Here is a 20,424-nt window from a genome sequence, read left to right as displayed (position 1 = left end):
CCCGGTGTGGGGCAGGCGTGAAGGTGGTTCAGATCACGTAGAAACCGTGGGTACCATCGCGCGCCAGCTGGTCGACCAGGCCGAATTCCCAGTCCAGATACGCCTGCATGGCTTCCTTCGGGCTGTCGGTGCCTTCGTACGGGCGGCGATAGCGGTCGATACGCGGTGACGCGAGATGGGTTTCGCCTTCTTCCAGCGGTAGCTTCTCGGCGATCCAGTTAAGCGTGCCCCCTTGCAACAGGAACACCGGCTTGCCGGTGATGGCTTCGACTTCGGCGACCGCCAGGCGCGCCAGTTGGCTGGTGCCGCAGGTCAGCACATAACGTTCGGCAGGCGGCACCTTGGCCAGTGCGTTGGCCAATTGCGCACGCAAGACCCAGAAGGCACCGGGGATGTGGCGTTTGACGTAGTTGGCGCTGGGGGTGAAATCCAGCACTGCCGTGTCGCCATGGGGCAGCCACTCGGCCAGGGTGTGGGGGGTGATCAATTCGGCCTGCACTGGCGTCGGGACCGGCGCGACCCAGGCGCCTTGTTCGCTGAAGTTCGCCGCTTGCAGGTCGTCCAGCACGTACACCTCCCAGCCCAATTGCGCGAGCCATGAGGCGGACATGTTCGCCCGCACGCCGTCGTCATCGGCCAGCACCAAGCGCGCTCCGCGCACGCTGGCCACGTGGTCGGTTTCCTGCACCAACTGGCCGCCCGGTGTGGAGCGCGCGCCCGGCAAGTGGCCGGCTTCGAATTCCTCCGGCGTGCGCACATCGAACAGGTACGTGGTGCGCTTGGGTTCTTGCTGCCAGCGTTGCAGGTCGGCGAGCGTGGCGCGGCCAACCCGCGCCTTGTCGGCCACGCTGCGCGCATCCCGTGCGGCGATCTGGCGGTGTTCTTCGCGGGTCGGCGCAAAGCGGCGCGCTTGGCCATGGGCGAGTTTCTGCCCGGCCAGGGTCCAGCCGATAGTGCCGTTACGCAGTGCCGACACCGGGTTGGCGATGCCTGAGTTGATCAGCGACTGCGTGCCGATAATGCTGCGGGTGCGCCCGGCGCAGTTGACGATGATACGGGTGGCCGGGTCCGGCGCCAGTTCACGGGCGCGTAGCACCAGTTCGGCACCCGGCACACTGATGCCGGTAGGAATGCTCATGGTCTGGTATTCGTCGAAGCGGCGCGCGTCGAGCACCACCACATCGGCCTGGCTGTCGAGCAGCGCCTGCACTTCTTCGGCGGCCAAGGAGGGCGTGTGGCGCTCGCTCTCAACCAACTCGCCGAAGGCTTTGCTCGGTACGTTGACGTCGATAAACAGCTCGCCACCGGCGCGGCGCCAACCGTCCAGGCCACCTTCGAGCAGGCTGACCTGGGTGTAGCCCAACGCAACCAGGCGCGCGGCGGCACGTTTGGCCAACCCTTCGCCATTGTCATAGACCGTCACTTGGGTATCGCGACGGGGAATACGCGCATACACCTCCAGCTCCAGCTTGGACAGCGGGATATTCGCAGCGAACAGCGGGTGCGACTCGGCAAAGGGCGCTTCTTCGCGCACGTCGACCAAGGCGACTTCTTCACGGTCCAACAGGGCCTGGCGAATCTGGGCGAAGCTGCGGTTCGATACGGTGGTCATAGGGCAGGGCTCTTTTCTTTGGACAAATCCCAGATGTTCGGGAGGTAGGCGTTGGAATAACCGGAGATAAACAGTTTCTCGCTGCCGTCGGGCTGATACACCGCACGGCGCACGGCACCAATATTGGCGCCGTACACGTGAATGCTGATCGACACCTGGTCACTGTGGGCATTGCTGACCTGATGGATATCGCCGATTTTGGGCGACACCGCCTCAACCTGGCCGGGCAGCAGTTGAACCGGTGTGCCTTCGGCCACCAGGCTGCCATCGGGCGCACGCTCAAAACCCTGGGAGAACTCCGCACCACGCAACATGCCGATCAGGCCCCACACCCGATGGTCGTGAATCGGCGTGCGCTGGCCCGGCCCCCAGACAAAGCTGACGATGCTGAAACGCTGGCGCGAATCGGCATGCAGCAAAAATTGCTGGTAGCGCTCGGGATCCGGTTGGGCGTACTCGTCGGGCAGCCAGTCGTCATGGCTGACCAGTTGCGCCAACAGCTTGCCGCCACGGTGCAACAGGTCGCCTTCGCGCGGGTTGCCGTCGATCAGTTCCGCCAGGGCGCCTATAAAGGCTCTGAGTCTTTCGGGGTGTCGGGACTGGGTCATGGCAATTCCATCATGGCGGTTATGGGGATGGCTTGATGGGTTTATATAAGCATAATGTTTATAGTTAATATGCTATTTTTTAATGATTAGCTTATAGCTTTAGGTAATTTAGAACCGGTCTGAATAGCGTTAGACGTTATCGATCACAGCGCAGGCTATCCAGACCGCCGTGTGGCAACTATGCTTGCCACACATCTTAATGACTGTTCTCTATGTGCGGCCCAAATGAAAATTGACGATATCGATGCCTTTGTCGAAGTGATTCGTTGCCAGTCCATCAGCCACGCCGCCGAGTCGTTGCAATTGACTCAGCCGGCCATCACCCGCCGCGTGCAGAACTTCGAGCAGGCGCTGGGCGTGGAGCTTTTCGACCGCAACACCAAGCCGCTCAAACCTACGCTGATCGGCACGCGGGTGTATGAACAATGCCGGTTGATCCTGCGCGAGATGGATGCCCTGCGTGAGCTGGTGGCCACCGATGCGCCGCCCACCGGCGTGTTGCGCCTGGGCGTGCCGCAGACCATTGGCGATGTGGTGCTGCTGGATGCGCTCAAGCATTTGCGCAGTGAATACCCCGACTTGCGCGCCCAGGTCGCCACGGGTTGGGGCAGCCAACTGGTCGGCAAGATCGAGCGCGGCGAGCTGGATGCGGCGGTGGCGTTGTTCCCGGCGGGCAAGATCTTCCCGGACAACATTGTCGGCGAGTCCATCGGCAAGATGGAGTTGGTGGTGGTGTGTGCCAAGGCACAGTTGCCGAAAAAGCCCTGCAAGTTGGCTGATGTGTACCAGGGCGGCTGGATTCTCAACCCGGATGGCTGTGGTTTTCGTGCCGGGTTGCAGCGCACCTTGTCCGACCAGGGCTTGGCGCTGCGGGTGAACCTGGAAACCTTCGGCACCGAATTGCAACTGGGCCTGGTGGCGGACGGCCTGGGCCTGGGGCTGGTGCCGCGGCCGCTGCTGGAGCGCAGTGCGCACCTTGAGCAACTGGCGGTGGTGCCGCTCAAGGACTTCAAGCCGGTGATGGATTTGTGGCTGATCTACCCGCACTTCCTGGGTAACCTGCAAGGGCCGGTGGATGCGTTTGGGACGCTGGTGGCGGCCTCTTTACACAAGATCCGCAATGCTGCGTGAGTGCAGACTGATCGTTCCCACGCTCTGCGTGGGAATGCCTCCTGTGACGCTCTGCGTCACGCTTTGGGACGCGGAGCGTCCAGGGCTGAATTCCCACGCGGAGCGTGGGAACTATCTATGTGGTAGCTGGTTTTTTTATAAAAAAAAATAATAATTAGCTTAGATTAAAATGTGCTTTTTATTATTTTTGGCCATCCCCTAGGCTGACTGGAAGTCCTTAAGGCCATCCAGGAAGTTTTGCCATGAGCAGTGTCACCTCGATTTCCAGCGTTTCCAGCAATGTCCGCCAGCGCGTCACGCCAGAAGAGTGGGAGGTGCGCGTCAAACTGGCGGCGGCCTATCGGCTGGCGGCGCTGTATAAGTGGACCGATCACATCTACACGCACTTCTCCGCCCGTGTGCCGGGGCCGGATGAGCATTTCCTGATCAACGCCTACGGGCTGTTGTTCGATGAAATCAACGCCTCCAACCTGGTCAAGGTCGACCTCGACGGCACGATTGTCGACGACCCGACCGGCCTGGGTATCAACTACGCAGGTTACGTGATCCACAGCGCCATCCACGGCGCGCGTCATGACCTGCAAGCGGTGCTGCACACTCACACCCGCGACGGCATTGCGGTGTCGGCACAGAAGGATGGCTTGCTGCCGATCTCCCAGCACGCCATCGCGTTCTCCGGGCGCGTGGCGTACCACGGTTATGAAGGCGTGGCGTTGGACCTGGATGAGCGCGAGCGCTTGGTGGCTGACCTGGGCGATAAGAGTGTGATGATTTTGCGTAACCATGGGCTGTTGACTGCCGGTATCAGCGTGGAACACGCCTTCCAGCAACTGCAAGGGCTGGAGCGCGCGTGCAATATCCAGATCGCGGCGCAGGCGGGCGGCAATGCTGAGCTTGTCTTCCCGCCGGCAGAGGTGGTGGCCAAGGTGGAGGAGCAGGCCAAGGTGTTCAGCAATGGCGCAGGGCCGGGTGTGGTGCGGCATTGGAATGCGTTGATTCGGCAGTTGGAGCGTACGGATACCGACTACAAAAACTGAACCCATGCTTGACGCCAAACTCCTGTGGGAGCTGGCTTGCCTGCGATAGCGGTGTAACAGTCAAGATTGATGTTGACTGAGACACCGCTATCGCAGGCAAGCCAGCTCCCACAGTTGATCAGCTCTCACATGGGTTTTGTGGTGTGATTAGGCGACCTGTTTGGCTTGTTCGCGCTCGGCGACCAGCTGGCGGGTCAGCGGGATCAGCTGCTTGCCGTAGTCGATTGCGTCGTTGAGCGGGTCGAACCCGCGTATCAGGAAGGTGGTGATGCCCAGGTCGTAGTAGTCCAGCAATGCCTGCGCGACTTGTTCGGCGGTGCCGACCAATGAAGGCGCGGCATTGGAATGCGTTGATTCGGCAGTTGGAGCGTACGGATACCGACTACAAAAACTGAACCCATGCTTGACGCCAAACTCCTGTGGGAGCTGGCTTGCCTGCGATAGCGGTGTAACAGTCAAGATTGATGTTGACTGAGACACCGCTATCGCAGGCAAGCCAGCTCCCACAGTTGATCAGCTCTCACATGGGTTTTGTAGTGTGATTAGGCGACCTGTTTGGCCTGTTCGCGCTCGGCGACCAGCTGGCGGGTCAGCGGGATCAGCTGCTTGCCGTAGTCGATTGCGTCGTTGAGCGGGTCGAACCCGCGTATCAGGAAGGTGGTGATACCCAGGTCGTAGTAGTCCAGCAATGCCTGCGCGACTTGTTCGGCGGTGCCGACCAATGAAGTGGAGTTGCCCTGCGCGCCCAGCAACTCGGCGATCCCGGTCCATAGGCGCTTATCCAGGCGCGAACCTTGCGCTGCCGCTGCCAGCAAGCGGCGCGAGCCTTCGTTGGGTGGTTCGCGGCGCACAAAGCCCTGCTTGTCAGCCAGTGCGGTCGCCTGTTGCAGGATTGTCTCGGCACGTGCCCAGGCCAGCTCCTCGGTTTGCGCGAGGATCGGGCGCAACGACAAGCTGAAGCGAATCGTGCGCCCGTGCTTGGCCGCTTCTGCGCGCACCTGGGTCACCACTTCGCGCACCTGCTCGTAGGTTTCACCCCACAGCGCATACACGTCGGCATGTTTGCCGGCCACCGCAATCGCGGCCGCGGAAGAGCCGCCGAAGTACAGCGGGATATGCGGTTGCTGCGGCGACTTCACCGTCGAGTGCGCGCCTTCGACCTGGTAGTAGGTGCCTTTGAAATCGAAAGGCTGCTCGTGGGTCCATTCCTGGCGCACCACGCTGAGGTATTCGTCGGTGCGTGCGTAACGTTCGTCCTTGCCGATATGGCTGCCATCGGCACGCAGTTCACGGTCATCGCCGCCGGTGATGATATGCACGGCCGTGCGCCCGCCGTTGAACACGTCCAGGGTCGCGAACTGGCGAGCGGCCAGGGTCGGCTGGGCAAAACCTGGGCGATGGGCGATCAGGAACTGCAGCTTTTGGGTCACGCTGGCGGCATGCGCGGCGATCAGCGTGCTGTCCGGGCTGTTGGAATGAAACGCCACCAACGCGCGGTCGAAGCCGGCCGCTTCGTGGGCGCGGGCCACGGTTTCGACGTAGTCTGGCTGCAGGGTAGGGCCGCTGCGCGGGTGAATCTCGGAAGCGTGATGGCCGCCGATATAACCGATAAATTCGATGCTCATGGTCTGTCCTTGTCGATTGCGCGATTAACACCTCCTCCGGGCGTGGGGTCGGTCACTCGGGTCAAAAGTAAGGGCCGTGGCGGGGTCTGTAAAATGCCTGTTGGTTCTAACCTAATTATAAAAAGCAGAATTATCATGCGTAAATTTTATTAAAGCTGTGCACTCAATGTGGCGAGCAGGCTTGCCCTGCGTTGGGTGGCGAAGCCGCCCCAATTCAGACGGCGCGGTGAATCAACTGGAAGGGGCCGCTGCGCAGCCCAACGCAGGGCAAGCCTGCTCGCCACAGAACAGTGCGCTAAAGACTCAACCGAATCTCGGCGCACAAGCCGCCTTCAACTCGATTGCTCAAGGTCAGCGTGCCGCCGATCGCCACCGCCAGTTGCTGGGCAATCGCCAACCCCAGCCCGGTGCCGCCGGTGCCGCGATTGCGTGAGCTTTCTACCCGGTAGAACGGCTGCAGCACCTGCGCCAATTCGTCTTCGGCAATTCCCGGGCCTTGGTCCAATACCTTGATCGACAACTGCCCATTGGCTGTCGAGCCGACTTCCAGTTCGGCGCTGCCGGCAAATTTAAGGGCGTTGTCCACCAGGTTCACCAACACGCGGCGCAGCGCGTGGGGGCGGGTGTCGAGGATCAGCGCGCTTTTGCCGCGCAGGCTGACCTGCTTTTGCATGTCCTGATAGTCAAACACCAGGCTGTCGAGAAAGGCGTCCAGGTCAATGCGGTGGCTGGCCTCGGTGGCGCCGTGAACGCTGCGCGCATACGCCACGCCCTCACGCACCAGGTGCTCCATTTCGCTGAGGTCGTTCCACAATTTGTCGCGGTCGGCACTGTCATCCATAAACTCGGCGCGCAGTTTCATGCGGGTGATCGGCGTTTGCAGGTCATGGGAAATCGCGGCGAGGATCTGCATGCGTTCCTTGAGGTATTCGGCAATGCGCTGTTGCATGGCATTGAACGCCGCGGCGGCATGCGCGACTTCACTCGGGCCGGTTTCGTCCAGGGGTGTGGGGTGAGCGTTGGGGTCGAGGGTTTCGACCGCACGGGCCAGGCGTGTCAGCGGGCGCACGGCCAGGCGCACCGCGACCCAGGTGCAGCCGAGCAGCAGCGCCAGTTGCAGCACCAGCACCACCGGCAACCAATAGGCTACGGGCAGGGCGGCGGGGCGTACGTCGAGGGTGATCGGGTTGCCATCGGCCAGGGTCAGGTGCACCTGGAAGTGTTTCTGGATGCCCGGAATATCGCGAAAGGTCAGGGCGTAATGCTCGCCCAGTGCGTCCGCAATCGAGGTGGCGGCCATTGGCACATCGTTGCTAGTCATCGGTTCACCGGCCTCGCCGGCGTTGAGCAAGTACCGGTAATTCTGCCGGTCGAGACGCGCCAGCCAACTGGCGCGTTCGTTGGCGGGCAGGCGGTCGAGGATGGCCACCGAGGTGGACACGTCGTTTTCCAGGTTGCCGAGCATCACCGTGCGCGCACTGATATAGCGCTCGTAGAACTGCGCACTGAATGACAACCCATGGGCACACACCAGGCTGATCAGAAAAATCAGCGACAGTTGGGACGCCAGTGTGCGCGGCCAGCCAAACCGCCATGGCCTCATTGCTCGGCCCCGAGGATTTGCACCGGCAGTGAAAACACATAACCCTCGCTGCGCACGGTCTTGATATAGGCCGGTTCGCGGGCGTCATCCAGCAAGCGTTGGCGCAAGCGGCTCACCAGCAGGTCGATGGAGCGATCGAACAAGTCGGCGTCACGCCCCTGGGTCAGGTTCAGCAATTGGTCGCGGTTGAGCACGCGCTGCGGGTGGTCGAGAAACACCCGCAACAGGCGGTATTCGGCGCCGCTGAGGGCCACCAGGGTGTCGTCCTCGTCGAGCAGGTGGCGGGCGGTGGTGTCCAGGCGCCAGCGGCCAAAGCGGATCAGCCGCCCGGTTTCACTCACCACCAGGTTCGGCGGCAGCATGCGGGTGCGCCGCAGTACGGCATTGATGCGCGCGAGCAGTTCACGCGCGGCGAACGGCTTGACCAGGTAATCATCGGCACCCATTTCCAGGCCGATGATGCGGTCGGTTTCATCGTTGCGCGCCGTGAGCATCAGCACTGGCGTGGCTTTGTGCTTGCCCACCCGCAGTTCGCGGCACAGCTGCAAGCCGTCGTCGCCGGGCATCATGATATCCAGCACGATCAAGTCCACGGGGGTAGTGTCGAGGAAGCTGCGCATCTGGCGGCCGTCGGCGACTACGGTGGTGCGCATGCCGTTTTTCTTCAGGTAATTGCCCACCAGTTCGCGGATTTCCCGGTCGTCATCGACGATCAGGATGTGATCGACATGATCCATGCTGCCTTCCTCGTTAAATGCTCTTGGCCGCAGTCTAGCCATCGCCGCAGCCTTTGCCTTGTGCGCTTTGTATTGCAGTGTATCTGGCGCTGACCAGATACACGGCGAAGCAAAAATCAGTGGCGCACGGCCTTGAGCAACAGCGCCTCGAACACCCGCTGGGCGCGCGGCTCATCAGTGTGGGCGACATTGAAGCGCATCGAATTGAGGTGCGCCGGGTCGTAGCCGAACAGCGCGCCCGGCGCCAGCACCAGGCTGCGTTTCAACGCCTCCTGTGCCAGCAGTTCACCGTTTACGCCCTTGGGCAGGCGCGCCCAGATAAACATCCCGCCTTCATACGCCATCGGCAGCTCGCAGCCACAGCGCTTGAGCCATTGTTCGACGCGCCCGCCGGACTCCATCAAACGCTGGACCATACGCTTGCGGTGCTTGGCGTAGCTGCCTTCGCTGAGCATGCGGTAGACGATCTGCTCGAACAGCTCCGAGGTCACGCCGCCGCTCATCAGCTTCATGTTGGTGAGGTTGGCGGCCAATTGCGGCGCGGCCACCACGTAGCTGACGCGGGTGTTGGCGCTGAGGATCTTGGAGAACCCGGACAGGTAGGTGACCTGATCCAGCCCGGCGAGGGCGGCCAGGCGCGGCGGCGGGTTGGGGTGCAGGTCGCCGTAGAGGTCGTCCTCGACGATATGGCAATGGTACTGCTGGGTCAGTTGCAGCAGGCGAAACGCCTGGCCGGGGCTGAAGGAATGGCCGGTGGGGTTATGCAGCACGCTGGTGGTCAGGTACAGGCTGGGGCGATGCTCGGCCAGTAGTTGTTCGAGCGCGGCAAAATCAAAACCGTCGGGGCGCCGCTCGATGGTCACCACTTTGACCCCGTGCAGGGCCAGGTTGGCGTGGAAGTTGAAGTAGCACGGCGCGTCCAGCAGCACCGTGTCGCCGGGGCGCGCCAGCAGGCGCATGAGCATGTCCAGGCCCTGCACGGTGTTGGGCGTGGTGATGATCTGTTCCACCGGTACCGACAAGCCTTCGCCGTGCAGCTTCTGTTGCAGGGCCTGGCGCAAGGGCAGCAACCCGGCCGGCGTGCCCAGGCCGGCGATGCGCAGTGACGGCGCACGCACCACGCTGCGCATCGTTTGGCGGATGGCCTCGCCGTTCAACCAGTCCTCCGGCAAGTGCCCGCCACCGGGGCGCAGCTCGCCGCTGGCGGTGACCAGCGGGCGGCGCAGCACGCTGAGCAGGTCTTGGGGCAGCAGGTCGACCCAGGTCGCGGCGGCCGGGCGTGCGGTTTCCATCGCCACAAAATAGCCGCGGCCCTGGCTTGAGGTCAGCAGGTGGCGCCCGCGCAGGCGGTCCAGTGCTTCGTTGAGGGTGAACTTGCTGACGCCCAGGGTCTGGGTCAGCTCACGCACCGACGGCAACTTGCTGCCGGGTGCCCATTCACCGGCCTCGATGGCCTGGCTGAAGGCGTCGACGATCTGCTGCACCTTGGGCGTGCCTTCCACAAAAGCGATGGCGGATACAAACATAAACCTTCCTTGTCTTTGCCGGTGCTTTTACCGGTGAAGTTAGGCCGGATTAGGCACCACTTTACCTGCCTTGTGCAATGACGCTGCCCTAGACTGCGCGCCATCTCGCCGGAAACTGGCGAAGTTTCTTACACGCGAGCAATGGATTTCGCATTCTCATGAAGACTTATATGTGCGCCCCCTGCGGTTTTATGTACGTAGAAGAATTGGGTATTCCGGAGGACGGAATCCCGGCCGGCACCCCTTGGGAAGAAGTGCCGGAAGACTGGACATGCCCTGACTGCGGCGTGACCAAGGCCGACTTTATGGCCATTGAACTCTAACCCTCCATCAACGAAAGGAATCGCTCCATGGAAAGCAAACTGATCAACCCCACCGTGCCGTTCTGTACCGGCGTGGCGCACCAGAAATACCTCAGCGCCGAAAAAGGCCTGCAAACCGCTATCGAGGGTGATTGCACCCATTGGTACATCGACGGCAGCCTGTTCGGCGAGATGGTCGACGACTGGACCGATGCACGCATTGAGAGCCTGCAGGCGCAAATCGCGGCCAGTGGTGTCACGCCGATCTTCCACGGCAACTTCAAGGCGCCGCTGGGCAGTGACGTCGAGGCGTTCCGTGCAGCGGCGGTGGACTACGTGAAAAAAGAGATTGATATCGCCAGCCGCCTGGGCGCGCCGTTGATCATCCACGGCGGCAGCATCGTCGAGCCGAAAATGGTGCTGATGGCCAAGAAGGTTGCGCTGGAGCACTACCTCAAGTCGGTACAGGAACTGGCGAGCTACGCCGAGGCCAAGGGCACGGATATCTACCTGGAGAACCTGTCCAACTACGTCAACTACCGGCCGTTCCACTACATCTTTACCCATGAGGCCGAATACGCGTTTGTGTTCGAGCGCTTGAAGGCCCATGGCAACGTGTACTTCTTCCTGGATGCGGGCCACGCCAACATCGAGAACGGCCTGCCGGCCGACGTGGTGCGCAAGTATCACCACTTGATCAAGGGCATTTCTTTCAGCAACAACAATGGCGTGCAGGATCAGCACTTCGGCATTCATGACGGCAACTGTGATTACGCCGACGTGGTGCAGGCCATCGTTGAAACCAATTGGAAGGGCCTGGTGGCGTTCGAAACCCGCAACCAGACCGCGAAGGCTGCCCTGGCCGACCTGGCGCTGATGTACCGTGAATCCCTCACCACTGAAATTGCCGTCGCCTGACAGGCCCAGGGGCGCGAGCTTTAAGCGCGCCCCGTTGTTGTTTTTTTCACTCCAAGGTTCTGGCCCATGACAAGTGCGTTAACGCTGTCTTCGTTTCTCTACTTCCTGCTGTTTTGCGCCACCATGACCTTCAGTCCCGGCCCCATGACCCTGTTGCTGCTAAGCCTGGGCTTGAAGGACGGCTTGCGCAGTTCGATCCCGGCGCAGATCGGCGCCAGTGTGTCTTACCTGATTTCCATCCTGATCTTTGCCGTGGGCTTTTCGGAACTGATCAAGGGCAACCTCGCCATTACCCAGACCATCCAGTTCGTCGGTGTGGCCTATATTCTGTACCTGGCCTACAAGCAGTGGACCAGCAGCGGCGTGTCGATCAACCAGGGCGGCGCCGTGGAAGGCTCGCGCAGCCTGTTCGGCAAGGGGTTGCTCACCGGGTTTTCCAACCCCAAGACCATCATCATGTTCAGCGCCGTGTTCCCGCAGTTTGCAGGCGCAGGCGAGCACAGCTCGGCGGCGGATATCGCCATCCTCGGGTTGACGTTTCTGACCCTGCAGTTTGCCAGCGGCTGCCTGTACTGCTATTTCGGCCAGCGCATCAAGCACGTGCTGGAAAACCCCAAGCGCCGGGTGCTGTTGCAGCGGATCACGGCGGTGCTGCTATTGGGTGTTGCGTTGATGCTGGCGCGCGGGTTTTCGCACTGAAGTATTAGCAGGTAAGCAGTAGTGGCGCTTTGACGTTGCCCTGTTAGACTCCAGGCACTCATCCAGGATTACACCCCACCATGTCAGCCGCCGGAGGAAATGGACTTCCGCTCGCTTCGCGCCTGTTCAAATCGCGGCTCTTGGGGCTGACGCTCGGTTTTGTCTGCGTGGTATTTGGCATGTACCCCTTGCACCCGTCGCTGTGGGTGTGGGCCTGGATGCTGATTAACGCGTTTGTGTGGCCGCACGTGGCCTACCAGTTGTCGCGCCGGGCGAGCAACTCACTGCGCAGCGAACGGCGTAATTTACTCTTCGATTCGTTCTGCGGCGGCTTCTGGGTCGGTGCCATGCACTTCAACCCGCTGCCCAGCGTGACCACGCTGTCGATGATGACCATGAACAACGTCGCCATCGGCGGGCCGCGCTTTATGCTCGCCGGCTGGGTGGCGCAGGGGCTGGGCATCGGCGCCGCCCTGCTGGTGTTCGCGCCGGCGTTTGTCGCGGTGACCAGCGAGGCGCAGCTGTATGCGTGCCTGCCGATCCTGATGCTGTATCCCCTGGCGCTGGGCTGGATCTGCTACCGCCAGGCCGTGACCCTGGCCCGCCACAAGCGCGAGTTGCTGGCCTTGAGCCGCACCGACAGCCTGTCCGGCCTGCTCAATCACGGCGCCTGGAAGGACCATCTGGAAATCGAGTTTCAACGTTGCCGCCGTGAACAGGTGGGCGCGGCCATTGCGCTGATCGACATCGACCATTTCAAGACCATCAACGACACCTATGGGCATGTCACCGGCGACATCGTGCTGCGCCAACTCAGCAAGGTGTTGCGCCAGAACCTGCGGGCGTCCGACCTGGCCGGGCGCTATGGCGGCGACGAGTTCTGTGTGATTTTGCCAGGCATGCCGCTCAATCGCGCCACCGAAGTGATGGACGCTTTGCGTGATCGCTTCAGCGCGCTGGCCTATGCGCAAGACCCGACCCTGCGCGCCAGCTTGAGCATTGGCCTGGCGCCGTACCAGCCGGCGCACGCCGACTCCACCAGTTGGCTCAACGATGCCGACCAAGCGCTGTATGAGGCCAAGAGCAGCGGGCGCAACCGCGTCAGTTCCGTGCAAGGCAGTTGGTTACGCTCGGTTTAGTGGGGTAGGGTAGCGCAGCACCTCCCCACAACAACAAGGATCGGTCCATGCTCTTCACCTTCTCCCGTACCCTGCTGGCCGCCACCCTGGCCCTGACCTTCGCCGTGCCGGCCTATAGCGCCGAACCCCACAAGCAAATCCAGGCGGATGCCGAACAGTACAAGGCCGAGGCCCTGAAACTGCTCGAACGCCTGGTGAACATCGATTCCGGCTCCGGCTACGAGCCGGGCCTGACCCAAGTGCGCGACATTGCCGTGGATGAGCTCAAGCAGCTCGGTTTCAGCATTGAGCTGGTGCCCGACAAAGCGGCTAACAACAGCCATGTGATCGCCACTCTCAAGGGCACCGGTAAAGCCAAGATCTTGCTGATGGCGCACATGGACACCGTGTTCAAGGAAGGCTCGGCCGCCGAGCGACCGTTTCATATCAAGGATGGTCGCGCCTACGGCCCCGGCGTGATGGATGACAAGGGTGGCATCGTCGCCGGCATCTACGCGCTCAAAGTCCTGAAAAACCAGGGCTTCAAGGACTACGCACAAATCACCTTCCTGCTCGATGCCAGCGAAGAAACCGGCTCAGAAGCCGCCTCCGAACTGATCCGCAAAACCGCCAAGGCCCACGACGTAACCTTGAACCTGGAACCCGGTCGCCCAGCCGACGGCCTGGTGGTATGGCGCAAAGGCAGCGCCACCGCCGTGGTCGAAGTCAAAGGCAAAGCCGCCCACGCCGGCGTCGCCCCCGAACTGGGCCGCAACGCCGCCATGGAAGCCGCGCACCAGATTCTGCAACTGGGCAAACTCGGCGACGAAGAGAAGAAAACCACCATCAACTTCACCGTGATCAAGGCCGGCGACCGCACCAACGTCATCCCCGACCAAGCCACCGCCAAAGCCGACGTGCGCGCGGCACTGCCGGAAGAGTTTGATCGGATCGAAAAAGACCTGGCGCGGGTGTCAGCCAACAAATTGATCCCGGACACCGAAGTGAAAACCAGCCTGCTGCGCGGCCTGCCGCCGATGCCACAGACGCCGGAGTCAGACAAATTGGTCGCGATTGCCCAGGGAATCTACGGCGAACTGGGTCGTACATTGACCATTGAAGGCAGCGGCGGGGCGGCGGATGCGAGCTTGTCGGCCGGGGTCGGGACGCCGACGTTGGATGGGTTTGGGATTGTCGGCGGGAATATTCATACGCCGGAGGAATATGCCGAGGTGGAGAGCGTGGCGCCACGGGTTTATTTGTTGAGTCGGATGATTATGGAGCTGTCGAAGCGGTGAGAGGTTCGCAGGGCTCATTGAACGGCTGAGCGTACTCATGTGGCGAGCAGGCTTGCCCTGCGTTGGGCTGCGCAGCAGCCCCAAAACAGACGACACTGGTTAACGCTAGTATCTCGCTTTTTCCCTATTGGGGCTGCTGCGCAGCCCAACGCAGGGCAAGCCTGCTCGCCACAGTGGTGGGGTGTTTCAGTGGTGTAGGTGGTGTTTTCACCATGTTGATGGGTCTTCAAGGCTGGCTTTTTGGAGGTCGTCTTTCCACCACTCATTCGTCATCCTGTAGATGTCCTCGAAGAAACCTCTTGGATCCTCCATATCGCTCCATCCCCAAGGTAGAGAACAGTAAAAACCAGGAGCCTGGCTCAAAGCTTGCGAAAAATCATAAGTTTCGTCTTCAAGAGCATCGCCTAAAGTGTCGACCAGGAGTTTTCGATGCCGATAATTTAAGTCTGTACTTTTGTCTATAATGTACTTTTTGATTAGTTTTTCTCTGTCGCGTTTATGATTGATGTTGTAGGTTGAAAATATTTCGCCCAGTGTTTCTTCACGATCATAGATGTCGAAGGGGGAAAGGAAGTGTCGAAATTTTGGCTGGTAGGGCTTATTTAGAAAAGGGTGTTTTAGCATTGGTCGTCACTCACGGGGAATACGGTGTAGAGTTTTTTGGTTTCACGGTCGAATTTTGCAACGATGGTATTCATGTCATCATCATATACTGGGTTGGTCAGATCCTCTGGGTTAGGAATGTAGCCTTCTCCACAGCCTTGCAGTTCTATGCGGACGATGGGGTTTCCGTAGTAATCCTCTCCAGTGAAAGGCTCCAGTTTGCGGGCTGTTCTTGTGGTGACTTCATTCAGCGCTGCAAGTTGCATTTTGTGGCTTTTGAATTTAGTACTTAGTTGCATAGGTTGGTTTTGCCTTTGGGTTGGGTTTAGTGGGTGCCGTCTTGTATCGGTTTAGCTGAGAGCGCTTCGCTCATGTAGCTTTTAAGGCGTTCGAGCAGCACGGTCATAAAAGCTCTTTTGTCAAGTATTTCATCTTCGAAGTAGGTGTCAAATAAGTAAAAAACAGATTCGAAATCTTCATCTGTAGATAAAAAATGTTCAAGTGTATCTATATACCATTGTTGCTCATCTTCTCTGTAGGAGAAATATTCTGCTTTGGTCAATGCATCGAAAAGCTCCGCGAGCTCTTTAGGATTGTTAACGTCTTTCGATACTATGATTCCTTCTCTTTCTACATCTGTGGTGTTTTCTATGCAGTAAGTGAATAACAGGCCGCGTAGTATTGTGAGCTTTGGTTGTCGTTTCATTCTTAGAACTCCGTGAATGCAGTGATCGGTTTTCCATCACTATTGAAATACACTATGGCTTTCCTCTGTTTTCCGTATTCTAGACTATCTCTTTTATAACCCTCGCCTATAATCTTTCCCATGTCCATTGGAGCCTGTATGTCTGCTCTGCCGTTGAGTTTGAAAATTAGTATTGCACGATCGATTGCGTTTAATTGATCTCTATGGCTCAGAAAATGTGTAGCTGCGCTTGGAGGTCTAGGTTGTCCTGCGTTCCTTCCTCTGGTAAACGTTTCAATTTCCCCAGTGGTAGGGTTTCTAGCTGTAATCACTCGCTCAAGTTGAGATTCGAGTAACGTTTGAGCACCGTGTTTTTCCAAGAAGTGCGCCCCTGGGATTGACCTTTCCAGCTCTGATAAGCGCCGGTGAGCGTTGGCCTCTCCAAGCTCATTAATGCGTGCTTGTCGCTGTGCGCGTGCCAGTTGCGGTAAAGCGGGTTCGCCGTGCTCAACCCCAGCTATCGGATTTTGAGCAGAATTGTTTGGCTTGCATCCATCCGTTCCGGGACAGGTATTCAAGCCTAACGGATCTACCCACCCCGTAGGGTTCGGCACGTACCGGTACGCATTAATCCCACCCGCCAACTTCACCGGGTCCGGCGTCAGGTAGCGACCAATATCTGGATTGTAGTAGCGATGGCGGTTGTAGTGCAGCCCGCTTTCCGCATCGAAATATTGGCCCTGGAAGCGCAACGGGTTGTCGATTTTTCTGACGTCTAGGCGGGCTATTACGCCGTAGGCGCGGTAGTGCGCAGACCAGACGATTTCGCCTTCGGGATTTGTGAGTTCCTGCGGCGTGCCCAGGTGGTCGAGTTGGTAGTGGAAGGGTTTGGTGTCTTGAGGGCCAAAACCTTCCAGCAGTGCCAGCGGCCTAAAACTGTCTGGCTCGTAGAGGTAGCTGCGATGGCAGTCCGCGTGGTGTTCAGCTACCAGCTTGTCGCCTTGCCAGAAAAACTCCGTGGTTTTCCCGTCCACCGTCTTGCTGACCCGCCGCCCAAACGGGTCATAGCGATAGCTAGCGGTTTGCCCGTTGGGCTGTGTGATCCCTATCAACCGATGCTGGCAGTCGTAACGGTATTCCGTAACGAGCTGATGGCCCTTGCCACGTCGCTGTCGGATCAGATTGCCGAAGGCGTCGTAGTCGTAGTGATGATCGCCCTGGATCATCAACCGATTCCCCGCCACGATGTCCGGGCCTGGGCGGTCTTGCATGAGGAGGTTGCCAGCCGGGTCGTGGCCGAAGCGTTCCTGCACGTCTTGCGAGTGATCGGCGCGGGTCAGGCGGGCGAGGGGGTCGTAGTGGTAGTGGTGTTCGCCTTTGCGGGTGTCGAGCAGGCGGGCGAGGTTGCCGCTTTTGTCGTAGTCGTATTGGCGTTGGTAAAGGGTGTGTTGCTGTTGGCTGACCGCGTGGGTGTGCAGGCGGTTTTGGTCGTCGTAGTGGTAGTGGCTGAGGAGCTGGCCCTGCTGGCGTTGGTGTTCGCGGCCGGTCTTGAACAGATGGGAGGTGAGGGTTTTGCCGTTCAGTTCGACGGTGGAAAGGTGGCCGCCTTTGTCGTGGTTGAACACCAGCCGGTTATTGTCCGGGAGGCGCAGGTTTTTAAGTTGGCCGCAGGCATCATAGCCGTAACGCAAGGTGCCCCAGCCCTGGTGTTCGGCGGTGAGGCGGTTTTGTGGATCGTACTCGTAGGCCAGCGCCCAGTGGCCGTCGTCGACGCTGAGGAGGTTGCCTTGGCGGTCGTAGGCATAGTCGACAACATTGCCGTCTGGCAGGGTTTTTCTTATGAGGCGGCCGGCGTGGTCTCGCTTGTAACGGGTAACGAGCTGACTGCCGTCGTCGCCGTGTTCGGTTTTTTCCGCCAGGTTGCCGTTGAGGTCATACACGTAAGCCGTGCGCTGGCCGTCAAAGCCGATTTCCTGCTGGATCAGGCCATTGGGGTGGTAAGCGAGTTGGTAGGTTTCGCCTGCCTCGTTTTCGATCGAGGTCAGCAGCAGGCGCGCGTTGTCGTAGCGGTAGTTGACATGGCTGCCATCGGCGTTGATTCGGCGGCTGATCAGGTGCAGGCCGTCGGCGTATTCGTAGCGGGTGACGTGGCCGAGTTCGTCGTGTTCGGCGGTGATTTTTCCGTAGGCGTTGTAGCTGTATTCGCGCGTTGCGCCGCCTGGCAATACGACACGAATCAACCTATCCACGCTGTCCCACTGGTACTGGGTCAGCGCACCGTGCTCATCCTCGCGGGCAATCTGTCGCCCTAGATCGTCATAGCGATAACGCTTGCTACCCCCATTAGGCAGCAGCTCCTCAAGCAACTGCCCGCGCTCATTCCAGACCAGCCGATGGCAACTGTTATCGGGAAACCAAACCCCCGTCAGCTGCCCATATTTGTTGTAGCTGTAGTCCGTAATATTGCCGTCAGGATCCGTCTTACGCGTGACGTCGCCCTGATCATTGCGCTCGTATTTCCAGACGGCGAGACCACGCCTTACGACCCGTACGAACCCGTTGTCATGCTCGTAGGACGTCGGCTCGTCATCCCCCGGAAACATCGCTACCAAGCGTCCGGCTTCGTCGTACTGATACGCCGTCACCGCTCCAAGCGGATCCTGCTCGACCGTCAGCCGGCCCTCGTCGTCATAGGATTTGAAGTGTTCAGCGCCGTCCGGATCAATGCGCTGCACCAGACGTGCGCGGTCATCGTGGACATACACTTCCCGGCTGCCATCAGCGTTATGCACCGTGACACGGCCGTCATCGCCCCAGGCATACCGCGTATCCATCTGCGAAAAGCTGGCCCAATGCCGAACACACCGCGCCGCCTTGCCAGCCCGTTCCCATGCCCAAAAGAAACTCGCCCCACCGGCCAGCCCGCGCTCAAGAATGACGTGCTGCTCGTCGTAGCGATAAACCTCGCTTTCGCCTACAGCATTGGTCGCAGAAACCAGTCGGCCAAGGTCGTCATAGGCGTAGGAAACAATGCTCTGTTCGGTGACCCATTCAAACGGCTCATGCCCTTTGGCCCGATGAACCTGATAGTCCACCGCCACAATGCGGCCCAATTCATAACGCAAAAACAGCGAGCGACCTACACCGTTATCCAGCCGTTCAACCCGCCCCAAACGATCGCGGAAAACCCGCAACCGGTTGTCATACGCATCGCTGATGGCGGTCAGCACACCCTCTTGAAAGTGGTAGAACCGCGACGCCTGAGCCAGCACCAACTCATCGGGCAATTCACCCAAATAGATCGCCGCTTCAGCCAAGCTATTGGTAATCGCCGGTCGATTAGCGGTAGGCAGCACAAACTCAGTACGACGGTTCTCATGATCCGTCCACACCACCGAATCACCGGAAACACAAAGCCTATGCGCCAGCGAATGACTCCAGCCAAACCCCAACCCGCAATCCACTTCCACCGCACTGGTGCGATACAACCGCGTCCACTCAAACGGCAAAATCCCGTCCAACGAGCCATCGGTGAGCGTCAGCAATTCCTCGCCGGTAACCATCGACACCGGGCAACCGTGGGTGACGGTTTTGTCCGCCGGGGCCGCCGCATCGCCGTTCAGGTTCTTGCCCGAAGCCGGCACATCATCCACAGGTTCCTGGCGCACCAGCGCGGTCTGCTGCGTCTTGCCGCGCACCGCCGGCACCGGGTTGGCAACCAACTGATCCCCAGCCTTCAACGGCGCAACCGGCACGGTCTTGATCGGCGTCGCGGCACTGCCCAGCAAGATCGGCTTGGCCGCCTCGACATGCTCACCCAAGCGAGATTTACCGAATTGCCCGGCCAGTTGCTCCAACCACCGGCGCGCGCGCTGAGACTTGATGCCGCCCAGCACCTGGGCGCTCATGCGTATCGCAATCCCCATGCCGCCCGTGGCCAGGGCCAGCACCAGGTTAATCAGCACGTCGGCGCTGATCTCACCCAGCAACTCGTTCATGTAGGCAGGCGGCAACAACCGCATCCAACTGACCATGGCCGACAGGTAGATAAACAGCAGCGGCTCATCGCTGAGCACCAACAGGCCTTTTTCAAGCGCCTCGGTGCTGACATTCAGCAGCTGTTCAAACTCGGCCTGGGACAGATAGCTCAGCAGCTTTTCAGCATTGTCCAGCGGGTGTGCAAACCACTCAAACAGCTGCTTGAGGCTGTCCCACAGTGAGTACAGCGCCTCGCCAAACCCTTTGGCGTAAGCCTGGTCCAGCATGAGATAACGCTTGAGGACATTGGCCTCGGAGTAGTCCTGCCACAGTGGCGCAAATGTGCCGCTCCACTCGCTGCGCAGCCAGCCTTCCAGCGGTTCGATGACCGACTGATAGGAGGCATACAACGCCTTGAAATGCGCAGGCGAAACGTCGGGGTAAAAGTTGACCCGGTACTGCTGGTTGCGATCACATTCGGTGATTTCGAGAATGCCGCTGGGGCCAATAGTTTTGCGGATCGGCTCGCCCAGTGGGCCGCCATTGGGGTCTACGCGTTGCAGCACCACCGGCGTATTGCCGATGGGCACAAAGCGTGTGCTCTGGAACATATGCACCAGGGTCAACGTACCGTTGGCCTGGCAGGTGGCGACGGTGGTGCTGGGAATGATCGAACGGTTGATCGGCGCCACCAGCGCCACTTCGTTGCCGACCTTGAACACCTGCTCGACGTCCAGCGCCGAAAAGCTCAAGAAGCTCTGCGCCCAGCTGTCGTATGAACTCAAGCAACGCCGGAAATCGCCAAGCACGGACTCGACGTCGCGCGTCTTCGAATCCATGGCCGCCAGCACCAACAGGCCAATAGTCTGGCCGGTGGCGGCGATCAAAAGACAACCTTGTAAGTCGGAAAAACCATCTGCAATCCCTCGCACTGTGTGATCAGT

The 20,424-nt window shown here is 59.9% G+C and carries 17 protein-coding genes and 1 pseudogene; 7 read left to right on the top strand and 11 right to left on the bottom strand.

What is annotated here, in order from left to right; genetic code table 11:
• Positions 1–28 precede the first annotated feature (28 nt).
• Both ACQY47_RS03090 and ACQY47_RS03085 read right to left on the bottom strand, forming a co-directional pair.
• Positions 29–1,612 (bottom strand): rhodanese-related sulfurtransferase, encoded by a 1,584-nt coding sequence (locus ACQY47_RS03090; RefSeq protein WP_428555506.1) that lies wholly within the window; start codon positions 1,610–1,612, stop codon positions 29–31.
• Entirely contained in the window at positions 1,609–2,220 is a 612-nt protein-coding gene (locus tag ACQY47_RS03085) for a cysteine dioxygenase (protein WP_017137764.1), read from the bottom strand. Before ACQY47_RS03085 ends, ACQY47_RS03090 begins: the two co-directional genes overlap by 4 nt.
• 225 nt (positions 2,221–2,445) lie before the next feature.
• Between ACQY47_RS03085 and ACQY47_RS03080 the strand changes: the two genes are divergently transcribed.
• Together ACQY47_RS03080 and ACQY47_RS03075 are read left to right on the top strand one after the other, a co-directional pair.
• Positions 2,446–3,351 (top strand): LysR family transcriptional regulator, encoded by a 906-nt coding sequence (locus ACQY47_RS03080; RefSeq protein ID WP_017137765.1) that lies wholly within the window; start codon positions 2,446–2,448, stop codon positions 3,349–3,351.
• Positions 3,352–3,593: 242 nt separating this feature from the next.
• Positions 3,594–4,388 (top strand): class II aldolase/adducin family protein, encoded by a 795-nt coding sequence (locus ACQY47_RS03075; protein WP_428555502.1) that lies wholly within the window; start codon positions 3,594–3,596, stop codon positions 4,386–4,388.
• A gap of 147 nt (positions 4,389–4,535) precedes the next feature.
• Here ACQY47_RS03075 and ACQY47_RS03070 read toward each other — a convergent pair.
• From ACQY47_RS03070 to ACQY47_RS03050, 5 genes and pseudogenes are all read right to left on the bottom strand, one after another.
• A pseudogene (locus ACQY47_RS03070) lies at positions 4,536–4,718 on the bottom strand (LLM class flavin-dependent oxidoreductase); the annotation flags it as partial.
• A gap of 212 nt (positions 4,719–4,930) precedes the next feature.
• Positions 4,931–6,013 carry an LLM class flavin-dependent oxidoreductase gene (locus ACQY47_RS03065; RefSeq protein ID WP_017137767.1) on the bottom strand — a complete coding sequence of 361 codons (1,083 nt, stop codon included), beginning with the start codon at positions 6,011–6,013 and terminating at the stop codon, positions 4,931–4,933.
• 295 nt (positions 6,014–6,308) lie between these two features.
• Complete coding sequence (locus ACQY47_RS03060) at positions 6,309–7,616, bottom strand: ATP-binding protein (protein WP_428555498.1); 1,308 nt, start codon at positions 7,614–7,616, stop codon at positions 6,309–6,311.
• Entirely contained in the window at positions 7,613–8,353 is a 741-nt protein-coding gene (locus tag ACQY47_RS03055) for a response regulator (RefSeq protein WP_056857883.1), read from the bottom strand. The genes ACQY47_RS03060 and ACQY47_RS03055 overlap by 4 nt, the downstream gene beginning before the upstream one ends.
• Before the next feature lie 116 nt (positions 8,354–8,469).
• A complete protein-coding gene (locus tag ACQY47_RS03050) occupies positions 8,470–9,879 on the bottom strand; it encodes a PLP-dependent aminotransferase family protein (protein ID WP_099547774.1) in 1,410 nt (469 codons plus the stop codon).
• 158 nt (positions 9,880–10,037) lie between these two features.
• Here ACQY47_RS03050 and ACQY47_RS03045 point away from each other — a divergent pair, with 158 nt between their 5' ends.
• The 5 genes from ACQY47_RS03045 (at position 10,038) to ACQY47_RS03025 (ending at position 14,214) form a co-directional block, all read left to right on the top strand.
• The gene (locus ACQY47_RS03045) at positions 10,038–10,202 is read left to right on the top strand and encodes a rubredoxin (RefSeq protein ID WP_016968943.1); all 165 of its coding nucleotides are present in this window, start codon (positions 10,038–10,040) and stop codon (positions 10,200–10,202) included.
• A gap of 27 nt (positions 10,203–10,229) precedes the next feature.
• A complete protein-coding gene (locus tag ACQY47_RS03040) occupies positions 10,230–11,099 on the top strand; it encodes a sugar phosphate isomerase/epimerase family protein (RefSeq protein WP_428555493.1) in 870 nt (289 codons plus the stop codon).
• A 66-nt stretch (positions 11,100–11,165) separates the two neighbouring features.
• On the top strand, positions 11,166–11,798 hold the full coding sequence (locus ACQY47_RS03035) for a LysE family translocator (RefSeq protein WP_017137772.1): 633 nt from the start codon (positions 11,166–11,168) through the stop codon (positions 11,796–11,798).
• Between the two features lie 80 nt (positions 11,799–11,878).
• Positions 11,879–12,937, top strand: coding sequence for a diguanylate cyclase (locus ACQY47_RS03030; RefSeq protein WP_099547776.1), 1,059 nt, complete (start codon positions 11,879–11,881; stop codon positions 12,935–12,937).
• A gap of 47 nt (positions 12,938–12,984) precedes the next feature.
• Complete coding sequence (locus ACQY47_RS03025; protein ID WP_236463155.1) at positions 12,985–14,214, top strand: M20/M25/M40 family metallo-hydrolase; 1,230 nt, start codon at positions 12,985–12,987, stop codon at positions 14,212–14,214.
• A 207-nt stretch (positions 14,215–14,421) separates the two neighbouring features.
• Here the strand turns inward: ACQY47_RS03025 and ACQY47_RS03020 are convergent, their stop codons facing one another.
• Genes ACQY47_RS03020 through ACQY47_RS03005 form a run of 4 tightly spaced genes read right to left on the bottom strand, consistent with a single transcriptional unit; the run spans position 14,422 to position 20,319 of the window.
• Positions 14,422–14,838 carry a hypothetical protein gene (locus tag ACQY47_RS03020; RefSeq protein ID WP_236448234.1) on the bottom strand — a complete coding sequence of 139 codons (417 nt, stop codon included), beginning with the start codon at positions 14,836–14,838 and terminating at the stop codon, positions 14,422–14,424.
• The gene (locus ACQY47_RS03015) at positions 14,832–15,116 is read right to left on the bottom strand and encodes a hypothetical protein (RefSeq protein WP_017137775.1); all 285 of its coding nucleotides are present in this window, start codon (positions 15,114–15,116) and stop codon (positions 14,832–14,834) included. The genes ACQY47_RS03020 and ACQY47_RS03015 overlap by 7 nt, the downstream gene beginning before the upstream one ends.
• Positions 15,117–15,142: 26 nt before the next feature.
• A complete protein-coding gene (locus ACQY47_RS03010; RefSeq protein WP_017137776.1) occupies positions 15,143–15,523 on the bottom strand; it encodes a hypothetical protein in 381 nt (126 codons plus the stop codon).
• Positions 15,524–15,525: 2 nt separating this feature from the next.
• Positions 15,526–20,319 carry an RHS repeat-associated core domain-containing protein gene (locus ACQY47_RS03005; RefSeq protein WP_428557335.1) on the bottom strand — a complete coding sequence of 1,598 codons (4,794 nt, stop codon included), beginning with the start codon at positions 20,317–20,319 and terminating at the stop codon, positions 15,526–15,528.
• Between the last annotated feature and the right edge of the window lie 105 nt (positions 20,320–20,424).

The sequence above is a fragment of the Pseudomonas edaphica genome, from assembly GCF_965277385.1.
Classification (GTDB): Bacteria; Pseudomonadota; Gammaproteobacteria; order Pseudomonadales; family Pseudomonadaceae; genus Aquipseudomonas; species Aquipseudomonas edaphica.
The sequence above is the reverse complement of the archived record's forward strand: the minus strand, read 5'-3'. Positions and strand labels throughout refer to the sequence as shown.

What these genes read in the sequence shown, in the direction of transcription:
- ACQY47_RS03075 (WP_428555502.1), top strand. Translation starts at nt 3,594, where the DNA reads ATGAGCAGTGTCACCTCGATTTCCAGCGTTTCCAGCAATGTCCGCCAG.
- ACQY47_RS03005 (WP_428557335.1), bottom strand. Translation starts at nt 20,319, where the DNA reads ATGGATTCGAAGACGCGCGACGTCGAGTCCGTGCTTGGCGATTTCCGG.
- ACQY47_RS03080 (WP_017137765.1), top strand. Translation starts at nt 2,446, where the DNA reads ATGAAAATTGACGATATCGATGCCTTTGTCGAAGTGATTCGTTGCCAG.
- ACQY47_RS03060 (WP_428555498.1), bottom strand. Translation starts at nt 7,616, where the DNA reads ATGAGGCCATGGCGGTTTGGCTGGCCGCGCACACTGGCGTCCCAACTG.
- ACQY47_RS03030 (WP_099547776.1), top strand. Translation starts at nt 11,879, where the DNA reads ATGTCAGCCGCCGGAGGAAATGGACTTCCGCTCGCTTCGCGCCTGTTC.
- ACQY47_RS03020 (WP_236448234.1), bottom strand. Translation starts at nt 14,838, where the DNA reads ATGCTAAAACACCCTTTTCTAAATAAGCCCTACCAGCCAAAATTTCGA.
- ACQY47_RS03090 (WP_428555506.1), bottom strand. Translation starts at nt 1,612, where the DNA reads ATGACCACCGTATCGAACCGCAGCTTCGCCCAGATTCGCCAGGCCCTG.
- ACQY47_RS03065 (WP_017137767.1), bottom strand. Translation starts at nt 6,013, where the DNA reads ATGAGCATCGAATTTATCGGTTATATCGGCGGCCATCACGCTTCCGAG.
- ACQY47_RS03050 (WP_099547774.1), bottom strand. Translation starts at nt 9,879, where the DNA reads ATGTTTGTATCCGCCATCGCTTTTGTGGAAGGCACGCCCAAGGTGCAG.
- ACQY47_RS03010 (WP_017137776.1), bottom strand. Translation starts at nt 15,523, where the DNA reads ATGAAACGACAACCAAAGCTCACAATACTACGCGGCCTGTTATTCACT.
- ACQY47_RS03015 (WP_017137775.1), bottom strand. Translation starts at nt 15,116, where the DNA reads ATGCAACTAAGTACTAAATTCAAAAGCCACAAAATGCAACTTGCAGCG.
- ACQY47_RS03040 (WP_428555493.1), top strand. Translation starts at nt 10,230, where the DNA reads ATGGAAAGCAAACTGATCAACCCCACCGTGCCGTTCTGTACCGGCGTG.
- ACQY47_RS03025 (WP_236463155.1), top strand. Translation starts at nt 12,985, where the DNA reads ATGCTCTTCACCTTCTCCCGTACCCTGCTGGCCGCCACCCTGGCCCTG.
- ACQY47_RS03085 (WP_017137764.1), bottom strand. Translation starts at nt 2,220, where the DNA reads ATGACCCAGTCCCGACACCCCGAAAGACTCAGAGCCTTTATAGGCGCC.
- ACQY47_RS03055 (WP_056857883.1), bottom strand. Translation starts at nt 8,353, where the DNA reads ATGGATCATGTCGATCACATCCTGATCGTCGATGACGACCGGGAAATC.
- ACQY47_RS03045 (WP_016968943.1), top strand. Translation starts at nt 10,038, where the DNA reads ATGAAGACTTATATGTGCGCCCCCTGCGGTTTTATGTACGTAGAAGAA.
- ACQY47_RS03035 (WP_017137772.1), top strand. Translation starts at nt 11,166, where the DNA reads ATGACAAGTGCGTTAACGCTGTCTTCGTTTCTCTACTTCCTGCTGTTT.